Source organism: Ruegeria sp. HKCCD6119, assembly GCF_013110585.1.
Lineage (GTDB): Bacteria > Pseudomonadota > Alphaproteobacteria > Rhodobacterales > Rhodobacteraceae > Ruegeria.
The window spans coordinates 177,043-202,021 of the sequence record NZ_WVQV01000001.1 but is presented as its reverse complement, the minus strand read 5'-3'; the positions used below and the strand labels follow the sequence as shown (position 1 = coordinate 202,021).

The 24,979-nt window shown below is 61.2% G+C and carries 23 protein-coding genes; 5 read left to right on the top strand and 18 right to left on the bottom strand.

Going from position 1 to position 24,979, the window contains the following annotated elements:
* Positions 1-72 precede the first annotated feature (72 nt).
* The 4 genes from cobT (at position 73) to GS611_RS01015 (ending at position 5,755) form a co-directional block, all read left to right on the top strand.
* Positions 73-1,950, top strand: a complete 1,878-nt coding sequence (cobT, locus tag GS611_RS01030; RefSeq protein WP_171631033.1) for a cobaltochelatase subunit CobT — start codon at positions 73-75, stop codon at positions 1,948-1,950.
* 150 nt (positions 1,951-2,100) lie between these two features.
* Complete coding sequence (locus tag GS611_RS01025; protein ID WP_171631030.1) at positions 2,101-3,891, top strand: aminopeptidase P family protein; 1,791 nt, start codon at positions 2,101-2,103, stop codon at positions 3,889-3,891.
* Positions 3,892-3,954: 63 nt separating this feature from the next.
* Positions 3,955-4,296 carry a DUF427 domain-containing protein gene (locus GS611_RS01020; protein WP_171631027.1) on the top strand — a complete coding sequence of 114 codons (342 nt, stop codon included), beginning with the start codon at positions 3,955-3,957 and terminating at the stop codon, positions 4,294-4,296.
* 91 nt (positions 4,297-4,387) lie between these two features.
* Positions 4,388-5,755: a DUF3179 domain-containing protein gene (locus GS611_RS01015; protein WP_171631025.1), complete on the top strand. Its 1,368-nt coding sequence runs from the start codon at positions 4,388-4,390 to the stop codon at positions 5,753-5,755.
* Positions 5,756-5,758: 3 nt separating this feature from the next.
* Here the strand turns inward: GS611_RS01015 and GS611_RS01010 are convergent, their stop codons facing one another.
* From GS611_RS01010 to GS611_RS00930, 17 genes are all read right to left on the bottom strand, one after another.
* The gene (locus GS611_RS01010; protein ID WP_171631023.1) at positions 5,759-7,444 is read right to left on the bottom strand and encodes a chloride channel protein; all 1,686 of its coding nucleotides are present in this window, start codon (positions 7,442-7,444) and stop codon (positions 5,759-5,761) included.
* A 100-nt stretch (positions 7,445-7,544) separates the two neighbouring features.
* Entirely contained in the window at positions 7,545-9,194 is a 1,650-nt protein-coding gene (gene recN, locus GS611_RS01005; RefSeq protein ID WP_171631020.1) for a DNA repair protein RecN, read from the bottom strand.
* A gap of 36 nt (positions 9,195-9,230) precedes the next feature.
* Entirely contained in the window at positions 9,231-10,094 is an 864-nt protein-coding gene (locus GS611_RS01000; RefSeq protein ID WP_171631018.1) for an outer membrane protein assembly factor BamD, read from the bottom strand.
* A gap of 126 nt (positions 10,095-10,220) precedes the next feature.
* Positions 10,221-11,141: a UDP-3-O-acyl-N-acetylglucosamine deacetylase gene (gene lpxC / locus GS611_RS00995; protein WP_171631015.1), complete on the bottom strand. Its 921-nt coding sequence runs from the start codon at positions 11,139-11,141 to the stop codon at positions 10,221-10,223.
* 213 nt (positions 11,142-11,354) lie between these two features.
* Positions 11,355-12,959, bottom strand: a complete 1,605-nt coding sequence (gene ftsZ, locus GS611_RS00990; protein WP_171631012.1) for a cell division protein FtsZ — start codon at positions 12,957-12,959, stop codon at positions 11,355-11,357.
* A 348-nt stretch (positions 12,960-13,307) separates the two neighbouring features.
* Positions 13,308-13,727, bottom strand: a complete 420-nt coding sequence (locus GS611_RS00985; RefSeq protein WP_171631009.1) for a hypothetical protein — start codon at positions 13,725-13,727, stop codon at positions 13,308-13,310.
* Positions 13,714-15,048 carry a cell division protein FtsA gene (gene ftsA / locus GS611_RS00980; protein ID WP_170344711.1) on the bottom strand — a complete coding sequence of 445 codons (1,335 nt, stop codon included), beginning with the start codon at positions 15,046-15,048 and terminating at the stop codon, positions 13,714-13,716. Before ftsA ends, GS611_RS00985 begins: the two co-directional genes overlap by 14 nt.
* Positions 15,049-15,056: 8 nt before the next feature.
* On the bottom strand, positions 15,057-16,064 hold the full coding sequence (locus tag GS611_RS00975; protein ID WP_171631006.1) for a cell division protein FtsQ/DivIB: 1,008 nt from the start codon (positions 16,062-16,064) through the stop codon (positions 15,057-15,059).
* A complete protein-coding gene (locus tag GS611_RS00970; RefSeq protein ID WP_171631005.1) occupies positions 16,052-16,975 on the bottom strand; it encodes a D-alanine--D-alanine ligase in 924 nt (307 codons plus the stop codon). Before GS611_RS00970 ends, GS611_RS00975 begins: the two co-directional genes overlap by 13 nt.
* 102 nt (positions 16,976-17,077) lie before the next feature.
* Positions 17,078-18,004 carry a UDP-N-acetylmuramate dehydrogenase gene (gene murB, locus GS611_RS00965; protein WP_171631003.1) on the bottom strand — a complete coding sequence of 309 codons (927 nt, stop codon included), beginning with the start codon at positions 18,002-18,004 and terminating at the stop codon, positions 17,078-17,080.
* Positions 18,001-18,294 carry a hypothetical protein gene (locus GS611_RS00960; protein WP_152458656.1) on the bottom strand — a complete coding sequence of 98 codons (294 nt, stop codon included), beginning with the start codon at positions 18,292-18,294 and terminating at the stop codon, positions 18,001-18,003. The genes murB and GS611_RS00960 overlap by 4 nt, the downstream gene beginning before the upstream one ends.
* Before the next feature lie 24 nt (positions 18,295-18,318).
* Positions 18,319-18,585: a DUF2484 family protein gene (locus GS611_RS00955; RefSeq protein WP_171114920.1), complete on the bottom strand. Its 267-nt coding sequence runs from the start codon at positions 18,583-18,585 to the stop codon at positions 18,319-18,321.
* Positions 18,582-18,830, bottom strand: coding sequence for a DUF2484 family protein (locus tag GS611_RS00950; RefSeq protein ID WP_171631000.1), 249 nt, complete (start codon positions 18,828-18,830; stop codon positions 18,582-18,584). Before GS611_RS00950 ends, GS611_RS00955 begins: the two co-directional genes overlap by 4 nt.
* A gap of 75 nt (positions 18,831-18,905) precedes the next feature.
* Positions 18,906-20,315, bottom strand: coding sequence for a UDP-N-acetylmuramate--L-alanine ligase (gene murC / locus GS611_RS00945; RefSeq protein ID WP_171630998.1), 1,410 nt, complete (start codon positions 20,313-20,315; stop codon positions 18,906-18,908).
* Positions 20,312-21,409 (bottom strand): UDP-N-acetylglucosamine--N-acetylmuramyl-(pentapeptide) pyrophosphoryl-undecaprenol N-acetylglucosamine transferase, encoded by a 1,098-nt coding sequence (locus tag GS611_RS00940; protein WP_171630996.1) that lies wholly within the window; start codon positions 21,407-21,409, stop codon positions 20,312-20,314. Before GS611_RS00940 ends, murC begins: the two co-directional genes overlap by 4 nt.
* Positions 21,409-22,572 carry a putative lipid II flippase FtsW gene (ftsW, locus tag GS611_RS00935; protein WP_171362489.1) on the bottom strand — a complete coding sequence of 388 codons (1,164 nt, stop codon included), beginning with the start codon at positions 22,570-22,572 and terminating at the stop codon, positions 21,409-21,411. Before ftsW ends, GS611_RS00940 begins: the two co-directional genes overlap by 1 nt.
* A 226-nt stretch (positions 22,573-22,798) precedes the next feature.
* Positions 22,799-23,134 carry a cupin domain-containing protein gene (locus GS611_RS00930; RefSeq protein WP_171630995.1) on the bottom strand — a complete coding sequence of 112 codons (336 nt, stop codon included), beginning with the start codon at positions 23,132-23,134 and terminating at the stop codon, positions 22,799-22,801.
* A gap of 189 nt (positions 23,135-23,323) precedes the next feature.
* On the opposite strand from GS611_RS00930, the gene GS611_RS00925 reads away from it, so the two are divergent.
* Positions 23,324-24,505: an NAD(P)/FAD-dependent oxidoreductase gene (locus GS611_RS00925; protein WP_171630994.1), complete on the top strand. Its 1,182-nt coding sequence runs from the start codon at positions 23,324-23,326 to the stop codon at positions 24,503-24,505.
* Here GS611_RS00925 and GS611_RS00920 read toward each other — a convergent pair.
* Positions 24,502-24,876 (bottom strand): glycine zipper family protein, encoded by a 375-nt coding sequence (locus GS611_RS00920; protein WP_245217959.1) that lies wholly within the window; start codon positions 24,874-24,876, stop codon positions 24,502-24,504. The genes GS611_RS00925 and GS611_RS00920 overlap by 4 nt on opposite strands.
* Between the last annotated feature and the right edge of the window lie 103 nt (positions 24,877-24,979).

Here is a 24,979-nt window from a genome sequence, read left to right as displayed (position 1 = left end):
TTTGGCCAGATGAAGACAGATCCGTTGCTGTTTTCGACGCCGGGCAGGCCAGTACTATGAGGGCTTAAGGACATGGCACAGAAGAACGACAACCCCGCCGATCCGTTCAAGAAGGCCTTGGCCGAGGCCACCAAGGTCATGGCCGATGATCCCGAACTGTCGGTGACCTATACGGTGGACCCTTCGGGCATGACGGGCGAGTCGATGCGGTTGCCTCAGGTCTCGCGTCGGATGACGCGTGAAGAGGTGCTGTTGGCGCGTGGCACGGCAGACGCCTTGGCGTTGCATCGCAAGTATCATGACGACGCGACCCATGCGCGCTATGCGCCTCCGGGCGATATGGCGCGGGATCTGTACGAGGCGATGGAGACCGCCCGCTGCGAGGCAATGGGCGCGCGGGACATGCCGGGCACCGCCAGCAATATTGACGTCAAGATCGGGCATGAAGCAATCCGGCGTGGGTATGATCAGTGCAAGCAACCCGCCGATGCACCTTTGTCGGTTGCGGCAGGGTACTTGATCCGGCATCTGGCCACCGGGCGCGATCTGCCCCCCGCCGCAGAAAACATCATGAACCTGTGGCGCGGGTTCATTGAAGAGCAAGCGGGTGGGACGTTGGAGAATCTGGACGAGATTCTCTCGGATCAGGCGGACTTTGCCAAATTCGCCCGTCAGGTGATCAAGGATCTGGGATATGGCGACCAGCTTGGGGATGACCCCGATGAGCTGGACGACGAGCAGGAAGACCAGGCCGAGGAAGACGCCGAGGAGCAGCCCGATCCGGACAGCACCGGTCAGGATGATCAGGACGAACAGGACGCCGACGCGACACCTGAGCAGACGCAGGAAGAGCAGCAGGATCAGTCTCAGGCCCAGGTCTCGATGGACGAAATGGCCGAAGACGAGATGGGTGACGAGGCTGAGATGCCGGATGGCGAGGCGCCTCTGGAGCCGCCTGCCCCACCGCCGGCATCCGAAGCGGACCCGGATTACAAGGTCTATCTGGACACTCATGACGAAGAGATCGCCGCTGAGGATTTAGCGGAACCGGCCGAGCTGGAACGTCTGCGGGCCTATCTGGATCAGCAGCTTGAACCGCTGAAAGGCGCGGTGTCGCGTCTGGCCAACAAGCTGCAACGCCGCTTGCAGGCGCAGCAGAACCGCAGCTGGGAGTTCGACCGCGAGGAAGGCATTCTGGACGCGGGTCGATTGGCACGTGTGGTCGCGAACCCCACCACTCCGCTGAGTTTCAAGGTCGAGAAAGACACCGAGTTCCGCGACACGGTGGTGACGCTGCTGCTGGACAATTCGGGGTCGATGCGCGGACGTCCGATTTCGATCGCCGCCATCTGTGCCGATGTTCTGGCCCGGACGCTGGAGCGGTGCAATGTAAAGGTCGAAATTCTGGGCTTTACCACGCGGGCGTGGAAAGGCGGTCAGGCGCGCGAGGCGTGGCTAAACGATGGCCGCCCGCAACAGCCCGGCCGTTTGAACGACCTGCGCCACATCATCTACAAGGGCGCGGACGCCCCTTGGCGTCGTGCGCGGCCCAATCTGGGTCTGATGATGAAAGAGGGCCTGCTGAAAGAAAACATCGATGGGGAAGCCCTGGAATGGGCCCATCGCCGGATGCTGGCACGGCGCGAACAACGCAAGATCCTGATGGTGATCTCGGACGGTGCGCCGGTCGATGATTCGACACTGAGCGTGAACCCCGCCAACTATCTGGAAAAACACCTGCGCGACGTGATCGTGATGGTTGAAAAACGCAAGATGGTCGAACTTTTGGCCATCGGCATCGGCCATGACGTGACCCGGTATTACGACCGGGCGGTGACGATTACCGATGTCGAACAACTGGCCGGCGCGATGACCGAACAACTGGCGGCTCTGTTTGACAGTGACCCGCGGGCGCGGGCGCGTGTCATGGGGATGAGAAAGGCCGGCTGAGGCTGATCTTCTGCGCGGTGGGCGTATTTCCCCGAGGGCGACGTGTTTTTCTTTGCTGATCATCGGCCCGTTCAGACGGGGTGTTCCCGTCTGGACATTTTTTGAAATGCGCCTCAGGGTCACGCTCAAATGATGTGAATGAGGCCGCCCATGTTCCAATCCTTCGAAGTGACCGCCCGCCCGGAACAGGGGCCACCGCGGCTGGCCGCCTTGCGCGAACAGATGGTGCAAGAAGGGCTTGACGGGTTTCTGATCCCACGGGCGGATGCGCATCAGGGAGAGTATGTCGCGGCGCGCGATGAACGTCTGGCCTGGCTGACCGGGTTCACGGGCTCGGCCGGGTTTTGCGCCCCCCTGCGCGACGTGGCCGGAGTTTTCATCGACGGGCGGTATCGCACCCAGGTCAAGGCACAAGTTGCCGCAGATTTCACCCCGGTCCCCTGGCCCGAGGTAAGCCTGAGCGCCTGGCTGAAACAGCAATTGCCCAACGGCGGCAAGATCGGATTTGACCCGTGGCTGCATGCGGCGGGGCAGATTTCCGGCACATTGAGTGATCTGGATGGATCGGGCATCGAACTGGTAAGGTGCGAAAACCTTGTGGACCGGATCTGGGCCGATCAACCCGCACCGCCGATGAACCCGGTCAAGGCGCATCCGATCGAATTTGCCGGGGAAGGTGCGGACAGCAAGATCGCCCGTCTGGCCGAAGACCTTCGGCGGGCCGGGCACAAGGCAGCGGTGATCACCCTGCCGGATTCCATCATGTGGCTGTTGAATATCCGTGGGTCGGATATCGCCTATAACCCGGTGGCCCACGGCTTTGCCATTCTTCATGCAGGTGGTCAGGTCGATCTGTTCATGGCGGCAGAAAAACTGGCCGGGGTACGGGATCATCTGTGTTCTCAGGTGACCTTGCGCGCTGCGGGCGATTTTCTGGATTCGGTTGCGGCTCTGGCCGGTCCGGTGCAGGTGGATGCCGCTTCGGTGCCTCAGATCGTGGCCGATGCGCTGGGTGACGCGATGACGGATGGCGGCGATCCCTGCGCCCTGCCCAAAGCCTGCAAGAATGCGGCTGAAATCGCGGGCAGCGCCGAGGCGCATTTGCGCGATGCGGTGGCGGTCATCGAGACGTTGTGCTGGCTGGACGAACAGGCCCCGGGCAGCGTGACCGAAACACAGATTGTCACCCGGCTGGAAGAAAACCGGCGCAAGGACAATGCGCTTCAGGACATCTCGTTCGATACCATTGCAGGCACGGGTCCGAACGGCGCGATCATGCATTACCGCGTGACGGAAGAGACCGACTGCCGTCTGGAAAACGGCCATATTCTGGTGCTGGACAGTGGCGGGCAGTATCTGGACGGCACCACCGACATCACCCGAACCATCGCCATCGGTGACGTCGGAACCGAGGAAAAAACCTGCTTCACCCGGGTGCTGAAGGGCATGATTGCCATGTCGATGCTGCGTTGGCCTGCGGGCCTTTCCGGGCGGGATATCGAATGTGTGGCCCGCGTGCCGCTGTGGTCTGCGGGACAGGATTTCAACCATGGGGTCGGACATGGGGTCGGCGCCTATCTGAGCGTGCATGAAGGGCCGCAACGGCTGTCCAAAGTCAGCCATGTTCCGCTGCAACCCGGCATGATTCTGTCAAACGAACCCGGGTATTACCGGGAAGGCGCCTTTGGCATCCGCATCGAAAACCTTGTGGTGGTGGAAGACGCTCCTCTGCTTCCCGATGGCGATGCCGAACGCGCGATGCTGAACTGGCGCACGCTGACCTATGTACCAATTGACCGCAGACTGATCATGGTCGATATGTTGACGACCGACGAACGCGGCTGGCTGAATGCCTATCACCGCGACGTTGCGGAAAAAATCCGCCCAAGGCTGGGACATGACGCACAACTGTGGTTGGATGCCGCAACTGCCCCAATCTGACACGGGTCTGTTACATAAAACAGGCAGAGGGGTGGCCCTGATACGACGACGGAAGGAAGAGGAATGGTTGAGATCACGATCCGGAAAGCGCCGGGCAAATGGACTGTCCGCTCGGGCGGTGCGATCCTGGGCGAAACGAACAACGCGCTGGAACTGCTTGAAGGCGACAAGGATCCTGTGATCTATTTCCCGCGCAACGATATTGCGATGGCGTTTCTGGATCGGACCGACAAGGTGACCCACTGCCCCGGCAAGGGCGACGCGACGCATTTTTCCATCGTCAACAAGTCATCCGTGACCGACAACGCGGTCTGGAGCTATGAGGATCCGATTCAGGCAGTGGCCGAGATCAAGGACCATCTGGCATTCTACCCGGCTGAATCGGTGAAGGTGGAGCAGATCTAACGCCAGCCCCCGCGCCCACCTCACGCAGCTGTGGCATGCACGTGAACGGCATTTGCGGCACACTTGCTCCGGGGTAACACCGGAGGCTTCCATGTCGATGTCACGTCGCGGTTTTGCTGGGATGATCGGGGCTGGTGCAATGGCACCCGGTGTGCTGTGGGCGCAGCAGGATCCGGTTCTGGACGCGTTGCGCAGCACGCTGAGCCGGCGTCGGACCGCATTTGAGGCGCAGATGGCGTATCTGAAGGACCGCGGCCAGCCGGATGTCGTGGCCGGGTTGCTGACTGCGATGCGTTATGCCGACAGGCGACGGGATGAGATTGTCGAGGTGATGGAGGCCCTGACCGGGCAACGCCATGGCAATGACTGGTTCGATTGGATGCTGTGGCAGGAACGTAACCCGCAGATTGTCCCTCATCCGTCGCTGATCCCGTTCAAGCGCGAGGTTCTTCTGGGGATCGACCCGAATTTCGATCTGTTCCTGCGGCCCGAATATCTGCAACGCGACAAGATGAAGATCCGCCTGGAAGAGATCGCCTGGGGCGGTGTGTACAAGGATGGCATTCCGTCCCTGGACGATCCCACCCTGATCTCTGCTTCGAATGCGGGGTATCTGAAGGGCGATGATCTGGTGTTTGGCGTCGCCATCAACGGGGATGAGCGCGCCTATCCCCTGCGGATCATGGGCTGGCACGAGATGTTCAACGAGGTGATCGGTGGCGTGCCCGTGGCGCTGGCCTATTGCACGCTTTGCGGGTCTGGCATCCTGTTTGAAACCCAGGTGGCGGGGCGGCGAAAGCCGTTCATTTTCGGGTCGTCAGGTTTCCTCTATCGCTCGAACAAGCTGATGTTTGACCGTGAGACGCATTCGCTGTGGAACCAGTATACCGGCAAACCTGTTGTGGGGCCCTTGGCGAACAGCGGCATCACGTTGAAACAACGCCCTGTGGTGATCACGACATGGGACAGCTGGAGGACCTCGCATCCCAAAACCCGTGTTCTGTCGCTGAACACCGGGCATCGGCGCAATTACGGATCAGGGGTGGTTTATCGCGACTATTTCGCCTCGAGCGAGCTGATGTTCCCGGCGGTTGTGGATCAGTCCCGGCTTAGGCAGAAGGATTACATCTTTGCCGTGCGCCAGTTTGGTGCAGCCCGCGCCTGGCCTCTGGTTGCGTTCAAGGGCAAACCGGTGATCAACGATGCAATCGGTCGGACACCTCTGGTTCTGATTGGCGATCCCAAAGAGCGCAGCGTGCGGGCCTATGAGCGAAAAACGCATGCGTTCCGGGCGACGCAAGGCGGGTTGCAGGATAGCGCGGGGAACGGTTGGACCGTCACGGAAGAGGCTTTGATCGGGCCGGATGGAACGCGTTTGCCACGAGTCGCCGGTCATGTTTCCTATTGGTTTGCGTGGGACAATTATCTGGGCGACGCAGCCAGCGTGTATGGTGAGTGAAACTCAGGAATGCTCTTCGGCAGCCGTGGCCGCAAGCGCCCTGTTATATGCCTTGAGCGCATCGACGTGATAGAGCGCCCCAACCGGTGTTTCAGAGCCGTCGTTTTCCAGAATGACAACCGGAATGCAGGGGATGTCGTCACGATCAAAATAGGGCATGGCGGCTTCCAGCGTGGCGCTGGCCTGAATGCACAGGCCCTGGTCGATCAGCCCCTGCGCCTCTTCTTTCGTGATCGACCGCGGATCCCCAAGCGGGCGCATCACGGCACCGGCGCGAAGCATTGCCAGCAGATAAGCCTGCGGCCCCGCGGCCAGGTGGACATCACGCCGTTCCAGCTGGGTCAGGAAGAAAGACCGGTCCACAAGTCTCGAGGCCAGTGCCGTGGACATGGACACGCTTACCATCACGGCAAGACCGATCTGCCAATCGCCGGTCAGTTCAAAAACGATCAAAGTGGTCGAGATGGGCGCGCCCAGCACCGCCGCAGCTACGGCGCCCATTCCGGCAAAGGCATAGAGCGTATGCGTGCCCGACACATCCGGCAACAACCCGGTGGCGATCAGACCGAAGGCCAGCCCGGTCAATGCGCCGACCATCAGAGACGGTGAGAATACCCCACCGCCCATGCGCCCACCCATGGTAATCGCCACCGCAACCGTTTTGGTCACCGCAAACAGGATGGCCGTGGTCAGCACCAGATCACCGGTCAGGGCGCGAATTGTCGTCTCGTACCCCACGCCGATGATATGCGGGAACCAGATCGCCATCAGCCCCAGCATCGCCCCGGACACCGCAGGGCGCAACCAGGCCGGAATCGACAGGCGGTTCTGGATATGGCTGCCGATATCCTCGGCAAAGAAAATCGACCGCATCAGCAGCAGCGCGACAAGTCCGCAGATCAGGCCCAGGATCAGGAAGGCCGGAAGCTCGACATAGAATTGCAGCGATCCCGGCGTCTCCAGCGTGAACTCGGTAACGTCGCCATATTCCAGCCGGTTGATCACCGTTCCCGCGACCGAGGCGATGACGATCGGGGCAAAGGCGTGAACGGCGAAATGGCGCAGCACGACCTCGAGCGCGAACAAGGCCCCCGCAATGGGGGCGTTGAAGCTGGCCGACACGGCCGCAGCGACGGCACATCCCAACAGGTCACGCCCCGTGATCCCGTCTGCATGTATGCGGTTGCTGACCCATGTGGAAATCACTCCGGCCATATGCACCACCGGCCCCTCGCGGCCTGTTGACCCGCCCGAACTGAGCGTGATCAGCGAGGCGAAGAACGACGCGATGCCCGCCTTGACCTCGACCCGCCCGTCGGTGATGGCCGAACCTTCGATCACGTCGGCAACCGACCGGACGCGCCCGTCATTGGTGAACCGGTTCAGGATGATGCCGACGACCAGGCCACCGAAGATGGGAATGATCAGAACCATGAACCATGGCAGTTTCTCGGCGTGGCTGTGCAGCAGCAGGATATCATTGGTGTCGTACAGATAGGCCTGCAATGCGCTGATGGCCTTGCGGAAGCCAAGCGCCATGAAACCCGCCCCTATCCCGATGGCCAGCGCAATGAACCAGAACTGGATCTGGCTTGGCCCCCGGCGCAGCATGACCCGCCACGCATCCTTGATCGCGGCCACAGCCTGATTGAACTGGTTGCGCAGAACGGTGCGGGTCGATTGGGTCATTGGCCCTCGAGGATCATCACTTAACCCTTAGTAAGCCACGGAGCGCCCATATAAAAGTGAGATAGCGACAGTGTGAGCACCAATTCACGCCATCGCCGCGTCAGGCCTGCAACAGAGCCCGGGCGGCGGCGCGGGCTTCTTCGGTGATGGTGTCGCCGGCCACCATGCGCGCGATCTCGTCCACCCGATCCGGTTCGGCCAGAGGAATGACGGTGGACAGGGTTTGTCCGTCGGTAACCTGTTTCTGCACCCGCCAGTGATGAGCTGCCCGCGCAGCAACTTGCGGGGAATGGGTGACAACCAGAACCTGCCCGCCCTGCGCGAGCGACGCCAGCCTGCGTCCGACCGCATCGGCGGTTGCCCCACCGACACCGCGATCGATTTCGTCAAAGATCATCGTCCGGGCACTGTCGTCGCCAGACAGGCAGACCTTGAGGGCCAGCAGAAAGCGGCTGAGCTCACCCCCCGAGGCGATCTTGTTCAGCGGCCCCGCCGGCGCACCGGGGTTGGTGGCCACGGTGAAGGCCACAGCGTCGGTGCCTTCGGGGCCGGGTTCAACCGGGGTGATCTCGGTCTGGAACACGGCACGTTCCATCTTGAGCGGGGCCAGTTCCGCCATGACGGCCGCGTCAAGCTGCCCAGCGGCGGCCTTGCGCGCGGCGCTGAGGTCGGCTGCGGCGGCGTCATAGGCCTGTTGCGCCGCGTCTACGGCAGCTCGTCTGTCTGCCAGGTCGGCATCCCCTGCCTCCAACCGGTTCAACCGGTCACGCAGAGTGCCGGCAAACGAACCCAGATCATCCGGGGCCACGTCATGTTTGCGGGCCTGCGCACGGATGGCAAACAGGCGTTCCTCGGCCTGTTCCAATTCTACCGGGTTGAAGTCCAGCGCCTGAAGGCAGGCATTCACGCCATCCTGCGCCTCGCCCAACTCGATCATCGCGCGCCCGAGCGCTGCTATCGGTTCTTCCAGCTGGCCGCCCGCGTTGTCCGAGACGCCTTCCAACCAGCGCAAGGCGTCGGACATGGCCCCTTCCGCCCCGTCCCCGGCCAACAGGGCAAAGGCACGCGCAACATCGTCGCGAATCCGCTCGGCCCCTTGCATCATGCGGCGGCGGGCATCCAGTTCGGCATCCTCACCGGGTTGCGGGTCAAGCTGGTCTAGCTCGGCGACCGCGTGACGCAGGAATTCTTCCTCGCTGCGGACCGCAGCCAGAGCGGCCTCGGTCTCGGCCAGCGCCTTGCGGGTTCGGGACATCGCGGCCCAGGCGGTTCGCACGTTTGACAGCTGCTCCGTGACCTGTGCGAATTCGTCCAACATCGCCCGATGACCACGTGGGTTCAGCAAACCGCGGTCATCGTGCTGTCCGTGCAGTTCAATCAAGGTCTCGGACAGCGCCCGCAGAACTTCGCCCGAGCAGCGGCGGTCATTGACCCAGGCGGTCTTGCGCCCCTCGGCCGTGTTGACGCGGCGCAGGATCAGTTCCTGGCCACCCGGCAGACCGGCTTCGGCCAGAATCGCATGTGCGGGATGATCGGCAGAGAGTTCGAATTCGGCGACGACCTCACCCTGCGCGGCACCCTGCCGCACGAGTTCCGCGCGCCCGCGCCAGCCTAACACGAAGCCAAGTGAATCCAGCAGAATCGATTTGCCTGCACCGGTCTCGCCGGTCAGGGCGTTCAAGCCCGGCTGAAAGCTGAGTTCCAGCCGGTCAATGATCAGCATATCGCGGATATCAAGGGCGCGCAGCATGTGGTCTTCAGCGTCCCGGACCAAAGGTCATCGCGATTACAACCATTCACCTTTGATGGTCTGACGATAAATCGTGCTGAGCCAGTTGTTACCGCGGCTCTTGAGATCAAGCCCGCGAGAGGTCAACAGTTTGTACGCATCGTCATACCATTCCGAGGACTGGTAGTTGTAGCCAAGAATGGCACCTGCGGTCTGCGCCTCGTCCAGCAGGCCAAGCGACAGATAGGCCTCGACCAGACGATACAGTGCTTCGGCGGTGTGGGATGTGGTCTGAAAGTCTTCGACCACAACTCGGAACCGGTTGATCGCCGCGACATAGTGATCCTGACGCAGGTAGTAGCGCCCGATCTCCATTTCCTTGCCCGCCAGATGGTCGAAGGCCAGATCGAACTTCAGTACCGCCGATGTGGCGTATTCGCTGTCGGGATAGACCTCGATCACGGTCCGCAGAGATTGCAGCGCCTGGAAGGTCAGGCCCTGGTCACGCCCGACTTCGTCGATCTGGTCATAATAGCTGAGCGCCAGCAGATACTGCGCATAGGCAGCATCTTCATCCGTCGGATAGAAGTCGATATACCGCTGCGCCGCCGCGCGGCTTTCTTCGTAATTCTGGTCCGAATGGAACGAAAACGCCTGCATGATCAGTGCGCGCTTGGCCCAGTCCGAATACGGATACAAACGTTCGACTTCCGAGAAATACCACGCCGCGTCGTCCGAGCGATTCTGCGACAGTTCGTATTCACCTCGGGTATAGATCTGTTCCGGCGTGAACCCTTCCAGATTCTGTTCACGGTCCGCGCCCTTGCGACCAAAAAGGCCGCCGGCGTTGCCGCATGCCGTCAAAACTGCTGCCAGAAGAATCGCACCCGCGAGTCTGACTGCCGCTTTGCTGCCAACCATACCGCCCATCCTTGTCGTCTTGCTTAATGGGGTTTGCCCCGATTTGAGCCATGGTCTAGCACAGAAAATTCCGGTGCAAAACGCCTTATGCGACTTCCGGCGCAAATGTCGTCAGAGTTGATCTGATCAGGCCACTTCGGGAATTTCCTTGACCACAAGCCCCTGCCCCGGCAGGCGCGCGGCCTGTTCCGGTGTGCACAGTACCGGACGCACGGCGCCCGGCGTTTCGAACAGGTTGCGCAGCAATGTGTTGGTCAGCGAATGACCCGACTTGTTTCCGGTGAAGTGACCCAAAATCGGCCCACCAGCCAGATAGAGATCACCCAGAGCATCCAGCATTTTGTGGCGCACGGCCTCGTCGACCCGGCGGAAACCGCCCGGTGTCAGAACTTCGACGCCCTGAACGACCACGGCGTTTTCAAGCGTGCCGCCCAAAGCCAACCCGTTTTCGCGCATCGCCTCGACATCCGTGCGTCGGCAGAACGTGCGACAATCGCTGAGTTCGCGCGCGAAGGAACCGTTGCGCATATCAAGCGTTTTGCTCTGGCTGCCGATGGCACCGTCTTCGAAATCGATATGGAAGTCGATGATCAGCCCGTCAGCGGGCGCAATACTGGCGCTCGCGCCTTCGCGGGATGCGGTGACGGTTTTCAGGACCTCATAGGCCAATACCGGGCTGGCCTGACGGCGCACACCCCGGGCCATGATGCCACGCACGAAATCAATCGAGGAGCCGTCCATGATCGGAACTTCGGGACCGTCGATCTCGACAAGCGCGTTATGCACGCCACACCCGGCCAATGCAGCCATGATATGTTCGACGGTGGAAACCGAAACGCCAGCATCATTCACCAGACGCGTGCAAAGCGGGGTCCGTTCAACCGCATAGTAGATCGCCGGGATCATCGCGTCGCCCAGTTGAATATCCGTCCGCTTGAACCAGATGCCATGACCGGCTGCCGCCGGTTTCAGGACCATGGTCGCCGGCTTGCCGCTGTGCAGCCCGACGCCTGTAAACGTGACCGGAGATTTGAGCGTATGTTGCAAAATAGGCCTCGGTGAGTAGTGTCCAGCCTGCTTGGGCCGTGTTGGACACTGAGTTAAGGAAGCCCGCGTCAAGGCTCAACTCACTCTTTGCAACCGATTGAAACATGTATGTAACAGATCGGCAAAACCCTGCTCACATAGTTGCAAGTGACTATTAATAAACAATTAAGGGCCGCCAAATGGCAGCCCTTTGAGTGGATTTTGTTACCGCGATCAGTTGGCTTGACGGCGCAGGAAGGCCGGAATTTCGATACGGTCCTGATCCGGATCGGCCTCTTCCTGAAGCGGCGCGGTTGCCTCGGACTGTCGCAAAACGGGCTGCTGACGCGGCGGTTGAGCCGGTGTGTCAGAGGCGTGCCCGGTCATCCGGTCGATCAGGCGATTGAAGCCAAACCGCGAGCGTTCTTCGTGTTCCGGCTGCGAAACTGCTTCGGGTTGACGGGCCGCCGCCGGACGCTGTGGCGCCGACGGAACCTTCTGCACAGCGGCCTGCAAACGCTGCAACGCTTCGGGCGACGGGGTGCCGGCAGCATGCCCGCGCGGTGCCACGAATGCCTCCGGCGCGGGTTCAACATGCTCGGGCTGCGGTTCGAATTCGGCCACACGCGGCTGATAAGCGGGTGGCGGCAAGCCGTCATCGTCACGCTCGACGCGCGGCTGGAATTGTGGCTGCGCCGGCTCTTCCGCGGCTTCGAACAGCGAAGGTTCGCGGTTTTCTTCCGGCTGCGGGGCAGGCTCTGCTGTGTCGGCAGCTACGTGCGCTTCTTCCTGAATATGCTCTTCAGCCGAAACCGTGCGGGTCAGCGGTTCGGACATCGAACGGCGTGCCACCGGGACTTCCGTCGATTTTTCGCTGGCGTCGATGCCGGTCGCAACAACCGACACGCGCATTCCGCCTTCCATGGCGGTATCCAGCGTCGAGCCGACGATGATATTGGCCTCGGGATCCACTTCCTCGCGGATGCGGTTGGCAGCTTCGTCCAGCTCGAACAGGGTCAAGTCGTGCGACCCGGTGATGTTGATCAGCACGCCCTTGGCACCCTTGAGGCTGATTTCGTCCAGCAGCGGGTTTGCAATGGCCTTTTCCGCCGCCTGAATGGCGCGATCTTCGCCTGTTGCCTCGCCGGTGCCCATCATTGCCTTGCCCATCTCGTCCATTACGGCGCGAACGTCGGCAAAGTCGAGGTTGATCAGGCCGGGCCGCACCATAAGGTCGGTCACGCCTTTGACGCCCTGATACAGAACGTCGTCAGCCATCGAGAACGCCTCGGTAAAGGTGGTCTTTTCATTGGCCAGACGGAACAGGTTCTGGTTCGGGATGATGATCAGCGTATCGACAACCTGTTGCAGCGCCTCGACACCATCTTCAGCCTGGCGCATCCGCTTGGCACCTTCGAACTGGAAGGGCTTGGTGACGACACCGACGGTCAGAACACCCAATTCGCGGGCGGCCTGCGCAATGATCGGAGCAGCCCCCGTGCCGGTACCGCCGCCCATACCGGCGGTGATGAAGCACATATGCGCGCCGGCAAGGTGGTCCACAATCTGTTCGATGCTTTCCTCGGCGGCGGCCGCGCCTACGGTCGGGCGGGCCCCTGCCCCCAGACCTTCGGTGACTTTCACGCCCAGCTGCACCCGCGCCGAAGACTGGCTTTGTTGCAACGCCTGTGCGTCGGTGTTGGCGACCACGAAATCAACGCCGTCCAACTGTTTTTCAATCATGTTATTGACGGCGTTCCCGCCTGCACCGCCAACGCCAAATACTGTAATCCGAGGCTTCAGTTCGTCGTGCCCGGGCATCGAAAGATTCAATGTCATGCTCTGTCCGCCTGTATTTATGTCCCGCCAAAGCGGTGTTTTTCTTACCTATCCTTGTTCGATTCTAGCGGCCTGATGCCAAAAGGTCACGTCAAAAATCGCGTTTTCCCACAAAATATGGAGGAAATAAGGCAGAAACCGGCGGCATTTCGCAGGTCACGCCAGATATAGCGGAAACAACGGCGACCATTACTAGACAACCAGCATGAACGCGAGAACACATTCGTTCATCGCGCTCTGATCGACTGTCATCTACATTGCGGAAAACTGCTCAGGTCCTGCCGCGAGGCCTCTTTCGGGCCTTGTGGATATCTTGCGGGATAAATCGAAACGCTGCAACCGGTTTCTTCAGCTGAGCGGTGCATTTGGACAGTCCAGGCCGCGATCCGTCATGGATCGCACTTCCTGTATTTCGCCATCGACGAATGAGGCAAGCCGCACCATCAAACGATCTTCATGCAAAAACGGCCACCAACAGACCGGAATGCCGTCCGGGTCATTGTCGTACAGAAAACACAACTGACCGTTTGGCGTCGTGATCTGCCCGTAGACACAGCCCTGCCCCTCTTCGCGCCAGACCGACATGCGGCGGTTCAGAAATTGTTCGGTTCCCACCAGGCCACCGCTGCGGATTTCGTAGAATGTCAGAGTTTTGCCGACCGCCGCGTCCAGAAACGCCTCGGGCGTGATCATGGTCTGGGCCGAGGCCAAGCAAGGCAGCAGCGCCGGGCCCAGTGCACACCCGCGCAGGACTCTACCAGTTGTCACGGAACCACCGCACGGCGCGCTTGAACGGGCGCGCGGCATAGGTATCGACCGGGATTTCAAAGTCCCACCATTCATCCTGAGGATGGGCTGCAAACAGGCTGAGGCCGACAGCGGACGAGAACCCGGGCCCGGTGGCTGATTGGGGCAGGCCATGCACGCGCAAGGGGCGGCCCAGGCGAACGCGCTGACCGAGGATGCGCGTGGCCAGCCCGTCCAGCCCCATGATCTGGCTGCCGCCGCCGGTCAGCACGATCTGCTGGCTTGGCATGTGTTCAAATCCGGCGGCGTCCAGCCGGACGCGGACCTCTTCAAGAATTTCCTCGACACGCGGGCGCATGATGCCGATCAACTCGGCACGGCTGACGGTGCGGCGGTCGTGTTCCCAATCGCCGGTATCACCACCGATATCAATCATATCCCTGTCGTCGGCCCCGGTGGCATGAACGCCACCATTGAATGTCTTGATCCGTTCCGCCACGGCGGCAGGTACACCCAAGCCCATCGAGATATCGGCAGTCACGTGATCGCCGCCCATGCGCACGCAATCGGCATAGATCATGTGCTTTTTCATGAAGATCGAAACGCTCGTGGTGCCGCCGCCCATGTCGATACAGGCCGCACCCAGTTCCTGCTCATCCTCGACCAGCGCCGAGATGCCCGAGACATAGGCCGAATTCGCAATCCCGGCCAGTTCCAGATCGCAGCGCTTGATACAGCGCACGATGTTCTGGATCGCTGACGAATCCACGGTCAGCATATGCATGTCGACCGCAAGGCTCTGGCCCATCTGCCCGCGCGGGTCGATCAGGCCCGATCGGTTGTCGAGCGCGAAATTCACCGGTTGAGCATGCAGTACTTCGCGCCCGTCACCATAATCCGGCACGTCGCAGGCGTTCAGAACCCGGCCTACTTCAGCCTCGGTCACGATCTGACCGTCCAGATCGACTTGTGCATCCAGCCCGTAAGACCGCGGGTTCGCGCCCGAGAAACAGGCGATCACATGGTCGACGCGGATGTCGGCCATCTTCTGTGCGGCCTGAAGCGCGGTGCGGATGGCACGTTCGGTTTCCTGCATGGCGGTGACTTCGCCGAACTGCACGCCCCGCGACCGGGTGGTCGCGGCACCGATGACGCGAAAACCTGTCTGCCCTGCCATGGAACCGATGGTGTTGTCCTCGCTCAGCCGACCGGTTCCGTCAAAGCGCAGCACAAGACAGGCGATTTTCGAACTGCCCACATCCAGAATCGCAATCACACCGCGTTGCAATGCCTGCCGCCGCATCTGACGCATGGCACGTTGGGACTGATAAAGATCGGTCATCATGGTCGTTACTGCCCGTTACTCACTGTCACTTTTGTGTTCCACCAGTCTTCGCTGGCGGCTTTGGTCATTCGGATGGTCGGACGCTGCCCGAGGCGCATGTCGACCACGGCCACGTCACGTTCCAGAAGGTCCTGTACCTCGTTCACGGCAAGCACGCGTTCCAGCGCACGCACCGGGCGTTCGGTCGGCAGCATGATGCGCTGACCACGGTCCAGCACCAGATCCCAGCGCCGCTCTCCCACGCGCACCAAGCCGCGCACGCGATTGCCCAGGCTGCGCGAAGTCCGCAGAAGCTCCAGCGCTTCACCGACGTGATCGTCGGCGCCCATCCCTGCGATCAGCGGCAGATCGGCGTGATCCTTGCGAGAGGTGGCTTCCTTGACATGCGCGCCTGTCTCATCCAGCAGCTCAAGCCCCTCACGCGTTCGCCAGACGATTACGGGCTGACGCTCGACGACATCGACTTGCAGGATGCCTCCGGGGCGGATTCTGACGGTTGCGGATTTCACCGGGTCCAGCCCGGTGATCGTGTCGCGGATCTGTTCCACATCCAGATCCCAGGAACTGATCGGGAAATCCAGCGGAACGATTTCACGGATATCTTCGGACAGGTCGGTTCCCGCCCCATCGATGGCCATCAGGTTGACCATGAATTCAGGGCGCTCCTGTATCGAAGTGCGCACATCGGCGATATAAGCGGCAAGTGCGTCGCGACGGTCCTGCGAGGCAAAGAAGATGCCAACCGCGGCAGCGATGGCGCAGATCGGCAGGCCGACCTTGACACCAAGGCGAATGCCCGGCGTCAGCATCCAACGTTGCAGCCGATAGCTGAGACGAGACGGCGCAGGGTCACTGCGCCTCGCAGAGCGGGAAAACACACGCGCACCGCGTAGGCGCAAAAGCGGTTCGGCCTCGTGCGAGTCCGTGTCGGCCGAGGCGAAATCGGCATCCGGCCCCGCAAGTGGTTTGCTGCGGTGGATTTCTAATGAACGACTGGCGATCAGCGGTCGCATGAGGCGTCCTCCACCATCCAGGCGCAGAGCTGTCCGAATGTCATTCCAAGATGAGCGGCCTGTTCCGGGACCAGAGAGGTTGGCGTCATGCCGGGCTGGGTATTGGTTTCCAGCAGGAACAACCCATCGGCACCCTTGCTGTCATCCCAGCGAAAATCGGTGCGGCTGACGCCCCTGCATCCCAAGGCAACATGCGCACGCACGGCGTAATCCATGCAACGGTCAAAGATGTCCGGTGGCACATCGGCAGGCAGAACATGCCATGATCCGCCCGGTTTGTACTTGGCATCGTAATCATACCAACCACCATCGGTCATGATCTCGGTCACGGTCAGGGCGCGGTCGCCCATCACCGTTACGGTCAGTTCACGCCCCGCAACATATTTCTCGACCATGATCTGATCGGGCATGTCTTCGGACAGCTGCGGCGGGCCGTTGGCGTTTTCATGGACGATGTAAATCCCGACGCTGGAGCCTTCGTTGTTTGGCTTGGCCACATAGGGTGGCTCCATCACGTGAGCTTCGACCACCTCGACCTTGGGCACGATCACGCTCGGTACGACGGGCAGCCCTTCGGTCTGGTAAATCTCTTTGCTGCGCTGCTTGTCCATTGCCAGCGCCGAGGCCAGCACACCGGAATGGGTGTAAGGGATACGCATCCATTCCAGCAGGCCCTGCACACACCCATCTTCGCCCCAGCGGCCGTGCAGGGCGTTGAAAACCACATCCGGTTTGATGTCCACAAGGCGCGCGCAGAGGTCGGGACCCGCGTCCAGTTCGACCACTTCAAAGCCTTCTCCCACAAGGGCGGCCGCGCATTCGCGCCCAGAGCTGAGAGACACCTCGCGTTCCGCCGAGGGTCCACCCATCAATACCGCCACTTTGGGGTTTGTCCTGCTCGACATACCCAATGTGCGCCTCAATGTCCCCGGACCTTATGTGGTGGTCCGTACTGCGTTTATGCCTTTGATCCGTCGCCTGAATTTGCCTGTTATGGTCTGACGGTCGGGGCTTTATTCTGTCAGCGGATCACCGACCCGCATGATTTCCCACTCTAGCGTGATGCCGCTTGTTTCGTAAACCTTTTTTCGCACCTCTTCGCCAAGACCTTCGAGGTCTGCAGCGGTGGCCGCGCCGGTATTGATCAGGAAATTCGAGTGCTTCGGGCTCATCTGCGCACCGCCAAGCGTCGCGCCGCGCATTCCGGCGTCGTCGATCACCTTCCACGCCTTGAAATCATGCACGTCATCCGCCTGCCCGGTCGAAGAAAACCCCGCCGGGTTACGGAAGGTCGAACCGGCGCTGCGATCTTTGGTGGGCTGGGTTTCGTCGCGTTTTTTCAACTGTGCCTCCATACGGGCATGGAGTTCTTGGGGACTGCCTGAAGGGCCCTCGAACACAGCCGAAATCAGCACGGCGCCTTCCGGCAGGTCCGTCTGGCGATAGCGAAAGTTCAAGTCTTCGGGCGTCAGGTCCACAAGTTCGCCTTGCCGGGTGACAATCGTGGCCTTGCGCAGAACATCCGCCGTGTAGCTGCCGTAACAGCCCGCGTTCATCCGCACCGCGCCGCCGATCGAGCCCGGAATGGTGCGCAGAAAGGTCAGGTCAACACCGGCATCCGCCGCCTTTCGCGCAACATGCGCGTCCAGCGCCGCAGCCCCTGCCGTAACCGTGTTGCCGTCAACCGAGATCGCGTTGAACCCGCGCCCCAGCCGGATCACCACGGCCCGCAGCCCCCCATCCCGAACGATCAGGTTCGAACCGACACCCATCGGAAAGATCGGGGTTTGTGCGGGCAGTTCCCGCAGGAAGGCTTGCAGGTCTTCGGTATCGGCAGGCTGGAACAGGTAATCGGCCGGGCCGCCGACGCGAAGCCATGTGAGCTCAGAGAGAGGCCGCGCCCGAGACAGGCGACCTTTCGGAACGGGAAACGTTGTCATGCGTCTGCACGCACCGCCAGGCTACGTCCGCCCACACCGCCCATGATCGCGGCGAACAGAAAGGGAAGAACGCCAGCGGTCAGCCAGACCAGCGGGCCGAACGCCTGTTCCTCTTCGCCGGTGCCAATACCGGCCAGTACCACGATCAACGCCAGCCCGACGGCCGAGGCCAGACCGATCAGCCACAACAAGCCGCGCAGGCCCAGCCAACGGCCCGCCGTAAAACCGGCGGCGGCACCTAGCAGGAAAGAAAGAATTGGCAGATAGGCAAATGTGGCGACGGACGCCATGGCGGACCTCCTGAAACTGGCCGGTTATTCGTCAGCCGCCTTCATGCCCTGCATTTTCATCTTTGTCCAACGGGTCAGATAAATCACGGGCCAGCGCAGCACGGACATACCCATGGCCAGCACCAGCAAGCCGATCCACGGGCCGTTCTGATAGGTGACATACCCCAGAATCGGAATGCCCACGGCGATCAGGATATAGGCGCGTGTCCAGTGGTTGTCTTTGCTCGGGATCATTGCCAGCAGATTCGCGGAAACGCCCCACAGACCGGCAAGGGCGATGGACCAGTTCATTCCATGACCTCCCCGCGCACCCATTTTCGCCAGTAATACCGGATGGGGTTGCGGAACATCGAAACGAATCCGCCGAAGGCGAAAACCGACCAGAACCAACCGTGATCATAACCCAGCCAGACGATCAGTACCGGAGCGCAGATCAGCAGGGTCACGCCCGGCGGAAACTGCATTCGCATCGGCAAGAACGCCACGATCGTGGCGCAGATCACCCAAAGGGCGGCAATGATCATCGAATAGTCCATCTGTCCCCTCCGAGGACATGCGGCGGCTGCGGGCATTTGCTACACCTTCAGGTTGTGCACCAAACAGAAGAGAAGTCAAACAGCTTGTTTTCGTTGCAATCTCTCAGGCAGACCATTGGCCCAGGCGCTGATCGTACCGGCCCCGAGGCAGACGACGATATCGCCCGGGCGGGCCTGCTCGCGCACAAGCCGCTCAAGATCGTTTTCGTCAAACAGCGCGCGGGCGTGGCGGTGGCCGTGACGGATCAGACCCTGCACCAGATCGTCGCGCGATGCGCCTTCGATCGGGTCTTCACCAGCCGCGAAGATATCGGCGATAGCCACGACATCGGCGTCATTGAAGCAGGTGCAGAAATCATCGAACAGATTGGACAGGCGCGAATAACGGTGCGGCTGGTGCACGGCGATTACGCGGCCTTCGGTCGCCTGTCGCGCGGCCTTCAGGACTGCGGTGATTTCAACGGGGTGGTGGCCATAGTCGTCGATGATGGTGACACCGTCGACCTCTCCGACCTTGGTAAAGCGGCGATTGACGCCGCCGAAATTGGCCAGTGCCTCGCGAATTTCCGAGGCTTTCATGCCCAGATGGCGGGCAACAGCCACGGCAGACAAAGCGTTGGAAACGTTGTGGTCGCCGGGCATCGGCAGAGTGCAGCCTTCGATCACCTTGTCTTCGTATTGCAGGTGAATGTCGAAATGCGCGACGCCGCCCTTGTAGGTCAGGTTCTCGGCCCGCACATCGGACTGCGCGTTGAAGCCATAGGTGCGCACGCGGCGGTCGGTGATGCGGCCGACAAGCGCCTGCACCTCGGCATGGTCGGTGCAACACACAGCCAGCCCGTAAAAGGGGATATTCGATACGAATTCATGGAAACCCGCGCGCAGTTTGTCGAAATCGCCCCAATGCTCCATATGCTCGGGGTCGATATTGGTGACGATGGCGATGGTCGCGGGCAGGCGGTTGAACGAGCCGTCGCTCTCGTCCGCTTCGACCACCATCCATTCGCCCTGTCCCATCCGGGCGTTCGAGCCGTAGGCATGGATGATGCCGCCATTGATCACGGTCGGGTCAAAATCCCCTGCCACCATCAGTTCGGCCATCATCGTGGTCGTGGTGGTCTTGCCGTGAGTCCCGGCGATGGCGATGTTGGATTTCAGCCGCATCAGTTCGGCCAGCATGTCAGCCCGGCGCACCACCGGAAGGCCGCGGGCACGGGCGCCGTCAAGCTCGGGGTTGCCCGGTTTGATCGCGGTCGAGACCACCACAACGGCCGCGTTTTCAAGGTTTTCCGCGCGCTGACCGACAAAGATCTCGGCCCCCAGACTTGCCAGCCGGTCGGTGATCTTCGATGCCTTCAGGTCCGAGCCCTGAACCCGGTACCCCAGATTGAGCAGCACCTCGGCGATACCCGACATTCCGATCCCGCCGATCCCCACAAAGTGAATCGGCCCTACGTCCTGCGGCAGTTTGGTTGCTGGGTTCATGTGGTCTCCTTCTGCGCCAATTGTTCAACAAGGGCTGTCAGACGCTCGGTGGCGTCAGGTGCCCCGACGGACAAGGCGGCATGGGCCATTTTCTGTGCGGCTTCGGGGTTCGTGAGAACCGTGGTGATTTGCTGTGTCAGCGCAGGAACGTCAAGAGCCTTTTCCGGGATCATGATGGCCCCGCCCGCCTGCACCAAGCCCCGTGCGTTGGCTGTCTGGTGATCTCCGGCGGCGGCGGCAAAGGGGATCAGGATCGACGGGCGCCCGATGACCGAGATATCGGCAACGCTGGACGCGCCAGACCGCGAGATTACCAGTTGGGCATCCGACATGCGACGGGGGACATCATCAAAGAAGGGCTGCACGTCGGCGCGGATGCCGTGTTCGTTGTAGAAGGCTGTGACGCGCTCGCCATCTTCGTCCCGGGCCTGATGCGCCACGCGGATGTGAGTGCGGATTTCTTCGGGCAGTGCGGCGATGGCACCAGGCACCACATCGCTTAGGATGCGTGCGCCTTGCGAACCGCCCATGACAAGGACCGACATCGGATAATCACCGGGCGGAATGTAACCGGCCGCGGCGCGGTCCAGAACGGCGGACCGGACCGGGTTTCCGGTGTGGATGCCATGCGCGCCCTCGGGCAGGTCCGTGGGCCACACACCACAGGCCACCTGCGCGACACGGGTGGCGAACAAATGGTTCACACGCCCCAGCACCCCGTTCTGTTCGTGGATCATGCGGGGGATTTTGAGCATGGTCGCAGCGCTCAGCGCCGGGATCGAGGGATACCCGCCGAAACCCACAACGACGTCGGGCTTGTCCCGCACCATCTGGAACACCATGCCAGCCACGCCACCGGCGATCTTGGGGCCGGCCATGGCCTTGGCCGCCAGACCGCCACGCGCGAAAGTGGCCGATGATGCCTCGACGATCTCGGTCGAGTGCGGGAAACCACCGGTATAGCGGGCGCCGCGCGGGTCGGTGGACAGGCGCACGCGCCAGCCCTTGTTCAGCATCGCCTCGGCCAGCGCCTGAGCCGGGAACATGTGCCCCCCGGTCCCGCCAGCCGCAATCAACAGGTAAGGGTTCCCCATTATCCTCGTCCGCGCAGAATTTCGCCAAGCTCGCCCTGTGGGCGGGTTCGGGTGAAGGCCAGCAGCATTCCGACCGCAATACCGCCTGCAATCAGGGATGAGCCGCCATAGCTGACAAAAGGCAGCGTCATTCCCTTCGCGGGCAGCAGACGTACCGCAACACCCATGTTGATCATCGCCTGCACGCCGAACATGCATGCCAGACCGGTGCCCGCCAGGCGGATGAACATGTCGCGTTCCCGCATCAGGCGCAGCAACGAACGTACCACGACCAACGAATAAAGCGCGATGATGATCAGCACCAGGATCAGGCCGTATTCCTCGGCCGCGACCGCGATGATGAAATCGGTATGCGCGTCCGGCAGCGACCACTTGACCTGCCCCTCACCCACGCCGACACCGAACAGCCCCCCTTCGCGGATGGCGTTGGTGGCATAGCCTAACTGGGTGGTCGGATCGACCTCTTGATTCAGAAAGCCATCGATACGGCGGGCAAAATGTTCAGAATTGGAATAGGCGAACATACCGCCCAGAACAACAAACCCGGCCATTCCAACCAGCAGCAGCATCGGCGCCCCGGCGACAAAATACATCACCCCCCAGCCGAACAGGATCAGGCAGGCCTGACCGAAATCAGGTTGCATCACCAGCATACCGACAATCGCCATGCACAGGGCAAACGACCAGATCCGCCCCGGCGGGCCGTTGATCTCTTGTGAGGCAGCCAGCAGCCATGCAGCAACGACGATGAAGCCGGGCTTCAGAAACTCGGACGGCTGAAGCGAGGCGAACCCCAGCGAATACCAGCGCACCGCGCCCTTGCCAAAGTCGGTCCCGAACACGGGCAGGAAAACCAGTGCCACGAAGGCCCCCAGGAAACCCAGCACCGCCAAACGACGCACCAGCGTCGGCGACATCATCGAGGTCAGAAGCATCGCAATCAGCGCCAATCCGCCGAAGATGGCCTGACGTTCGACATAATGGAACGGATCGAACCCGTTTCGCCCGGCCAGCGGTGGCGAAGACGCCAGCCCCAGCAACAGACCGATGGCAAACAGGATCAGAACGCAGGACATCGTCCAGCGATCGATTGTGCGCCACCATTTCGGTAGAATCGGTTCTCCGCGCTGGTCCTGGACCGCGCCATACACCATCTCAGTCATGAGATACCGCCACTCTCTGCCTCGTCAACGCCCCGTTTTCGGGGTCTGATTGAGACTCTACAGGGATTTTTGTGTTTGGGCTAGTAGGATGAAGCCACAAGGCATAAATCGACCTTCCAAGCCCAAAGCACCCCCGGCAGCACGTGGCGGCCCGTGGTTATTGCAGCTTTGGACACGCCGCTTAGCGGAGCCGCGCGCGTTGATCCACAAGGCGGGTTGCTATGCATTATTCCTTGATCGGATATCGGTCGGGTTCCTCAAACACGTCAATGACGCGAGACCCCGCCTTGATGGTCCCTCCGTGCGCGACTCCGCTTGGGATCGAGTAGCTGTCGCCGGGGCCGTAGATGCGGGTCTTGCCACCGATCGTGAGTTCAATTTCACCCTCAACCACCGTCCCCCATTGGGCACCATGCGAATGCAGGGGAAGCTCCATGTCCTTAAGAAAAGTGAAGAAAGCGACCAGCCCTGCATCTGATCGAATGACGGCCGTCTGCACCACGTCTTCAGGAAAAGGCACATCCAGTTTTGGAAATGACGAAATAAATTCGGGGAATTGCATTCAGAGTTCCTTTTGCCAGTTTGTCTTGTCAAAACCTCTTTGCGGTATGGCCGCAGCATGTCAGTGCGCTGGAACTCTGGCAATCGCCCTGTCAGCCGACTTCGAATTTGCGAGAACGCGGCGAGCGCGCGCCGCGCGACTTCGGCATGGGCTCTTGCCATCTTGTTTAATCCACGCCATCCCCCGCGCATGACCTACGACACGATCATCCTTGGGGCCGGGGCTGCCGGCATGATGTGTGCGGCCCATTGCGGTGGGCGCGTGCTGGTGATTGACCATGCCAAGGCACCCGGCGAGAAAATCCGCATCTCGGGCGGGGGGCGCTGCAATTTCACCAACATGTATGCCGGGCCGGGCAACTTCCTGTCGCGAAACCCGCATTTCTGCAAATCCGCCCTTTCACGGTACACGCAATGGGATTTCATCGATCTGGTCGAGCGTCACAACATCGCCTGGCATGAGAAAACCTTGGGCCAGTTGTTCTGCGATGGCTCTTCGAAACAGATCATCCGGATGTTGCTGGATGAAATGAGCGGTGCAGGAGCAGAGCTGTGGGTTCAAACCTTGCTGCGCGATCTGCGCAAGACCGAAGGCGGCTTTGCACTGGAGGTGGAGCGTGACGGGCAACGGCAGCACCTGACCTGCGCCAATCTGGTGCTGGCGACGGGCGGGAAATCGATTCCCAAGATGGGCGCTACCGGGCTGGCCTATGACATCGCGCGCCAGTTCGGGTTGCGGATGACCGAGACTCGGGCGGCGCTGGTGCCTTTCACCTTCTCGGACGGGCGGTTCAAGGACCTGTCCGGCGTTTCACTTCCCGTGCGACTGTCGAATGATCGCGCCAGCTTCGACGAAGCGCTGCTGTTCACCCATCGCGGTCTCAGCGGGCCGTCGGTGTTGCAACTGTCGTCATACTGGCGCGAAGGTGAGGCAATCCAGGTGAACCTGATCCCCGACCTGCCCCTGTTGGATCTGTTGCGCGCACAGCGGCAAAGCGCTGGCCGCAAGGCGCTGACCACTGAACTGGCGCGGCATCTGCCGGCCCGGCTGGTCGATTACCTGTGTCGGATCATTCCGATGTCCGGGAAGCTGGCGGATCAGTCGGACGCGAAACTGGCCGAACTGACCTCGGCCTTGTCTGCGTGGCAACTGGTGCCGTCGGGGACCGAGGGGTATCGCACCGCCGAAGTCACCTTGGGCGGGATCAACACGGATGACTTGTCTTCGAAAACGATGGAGGCCAGGGATGTCCCCGGCCTCTATGCAATTGGCGAAGCAGTTGATGTCACCGGTTGGTTGGGCGGCTACAACTTCCAGTGGGCATGGTCGTCAGGCCATGCTGCAGGTGTTGCAATTGCCGCCGGACGCTAGCCTACTACGTTGTAGCCACGCCCGCGCATGCAGTTGCGCACGATCACTTCCTTGTTCTGGTTTTTATTGATGACGTCTGCGCCAGCGCCTACCAGGGCACCTGCCACAGCCGCGCGACCAAGATTGTCGCTGCTGTCCTGAACGATCCCGGTAACGGCCGCAGCACCCGCTGCGCCAATTGCTGCATTCCCCGCGGTAGAGCCATCAACGCTGCTCTGCGATGCCGCCAGTTGTTGGCATTGCTGCAGGTCCACGTTGTAATTCGGGCCGACCGGACCATCGACGATGGGCTGATAGTTGGCACCCGTGTTCGTACAGGCCCCCGCAACAAGAATGGCAGGCAGGATCAGAGAAAGTCTACGAAATGGCATAGTCATAACCTCGTGTTGAATCTGCTGGCAGGCAAAACCAATAATGGTGCCGCGTCAAGCTGATAGCATCCAAGTTTGGCCCAGCCGGCGGTCTATTGCAAAT

What these genes read in the sequence shown, in the direction of transcription:
- GS611_RS00950 (WP_171631000.1), bottom strand. Translation starts at nt 18,830, where the DNA reads ATGGACTATTCGATGATCATTGCCGCCCTTTGGGTGATCTGCGCCACG.
- GS611_RS01020 (WP_171631027.1), top strand. Translation starts at nt 3,955, where the DNA reads ATGGTTGAGATCACGATCCGGAAAGCGCCGGGCAAATGGACTGTCCGC.
- murC (WP_171630998.1), bottom strand. Translation starts at nt 20,315, where the DNA reads ATGAACCCAGCAACCAAACTGCCGCAGGACGTAGGGCCGATTCACTTT.
- recN (WP_171631020.1), bottom strand. Translation starts at nt 9,194, where the DNA reads ATGCTGCGCGCCCTTGATATCCGCGATATGCTGATCATTGACCGGCTG.
- GS611_RS00920 (WP_245217959.1), bottom strand. Translation starts at nt 24,876, where the DNA reads ATGCCATTTCGTAGACTTTCTCTGATCCTGCCTGCCATTCTTGTTGCG.
- GS611_RS01015 (WP_171631025.1), top strand. Translation starts at nt 4,388, where the DNA reads ATGTCGATGTCACGTCGCGGTTTTGCTGGGATGATCGGGGCTGGTGCA.
- GS611_RS00955 (WP_171114920.1), bottom strand. Translation starts at nt 18,585, where the DNA reads ATGAACTGGTCCATCGCCCTTGCCGGTCTGTGGGGCGTTTCCGCGAAT.
- cobT (WP_171631033.1), top strand. Translation starts at nt 73, where the DNA reads ATGGCACAGAAGAACGACAACCCCGCCGATCCGTTCAAGAAGGCCTTG.
- GS611_RS00975 (WP_171631006.1), bottom strand. Translation starts at nt 16,064, where the DNA reads ATGCGACCGCTGATCGCCAGTCGTTCATTAGAAATCCACCGCAGCAAA.
- GS611_RS00960 (WP_152458656.1), bottom strand. Translation starts at nt 18,294, where the DNA reads ATGGCGTCCGTCGCCACATTTGCCTATCTGCCAATTCTTTCTTTCCTG.
- ftsW (WP_171362489.1), bottom strand. Translation starts at nt 22,572, where the DNA reads ATGACTGAGATGGTGTATGGCGCGGTCCAGGACCAGCGCGGAGAACCG.
- GS611_RS01000 (WP_171631018.1), bottom strand. Translation starts at nt 10,094, where the DNA reads ATGGTTGGCAGCAAAGCGGCAGTCAGACTCGCGGGTGCGATTCTTCTG.
- GS611_RS01010 (WP_171631023.1), bottom strand. Translation starts at nt 7,444, where the DNA reads ATGACCCAATCGACCCGCACCGTTCTGCGCAACCAGTTCAATCAGGCT.
- murB (WP_171631003.1), bottom strand. Translation starts at nt 18,004, where the DNA reads ATGACAACGTTTCCCGTTCCGAAAGGTCGCCTGTCTCGGGCGCGGCCT.
- ftsZ (WP_171631012.1), bottom strand. Translation starts at nt 12,959, where the DNA reads ATGACATTGAATCTTTCGATGCCCGGGCACGACGAACTGAAGCCTCGG.
- GS611_RS00940 (WP_171630996.1), bottom strand. Translation starts at nt 21,409, where the DNA reads ATGGGGAACCCTTACCTGTTGATTGCGGCTGGCGGGACCGGGGGGCAC.
- GS611_RS00930 (WP_171630995.1), bottom strand. Translation starts at nt 23,134, where the DNA reads ATGCAATTCCCCGAATTTATTTCGTCATTTCCAAAACTGGATGTGCCT.
- ftsA (WP_170344711.1), bottom strand. Translation starts at nt 15,048, where the DNA reads ATGACCGATCTTTATCAGTCCCAACGTGCCATGCGTCAGATGCGGCGG.
- GS611_RS00925 (WP_171630994.1), top strand. Translation starts at nt 23,324, where the DNA reads ATGACCTACGACACGATCATCCTTGGGGCCGGGGCTGCCGGCATGATG.
- GS611_RS01025 (WP_171631030.1), top strand. Translation starts at nt 2,101, where the DNA reads ATGTTCCAATCCTTCGAAGTGACCGCCCGCCCGGAACAGGGGCCACCG.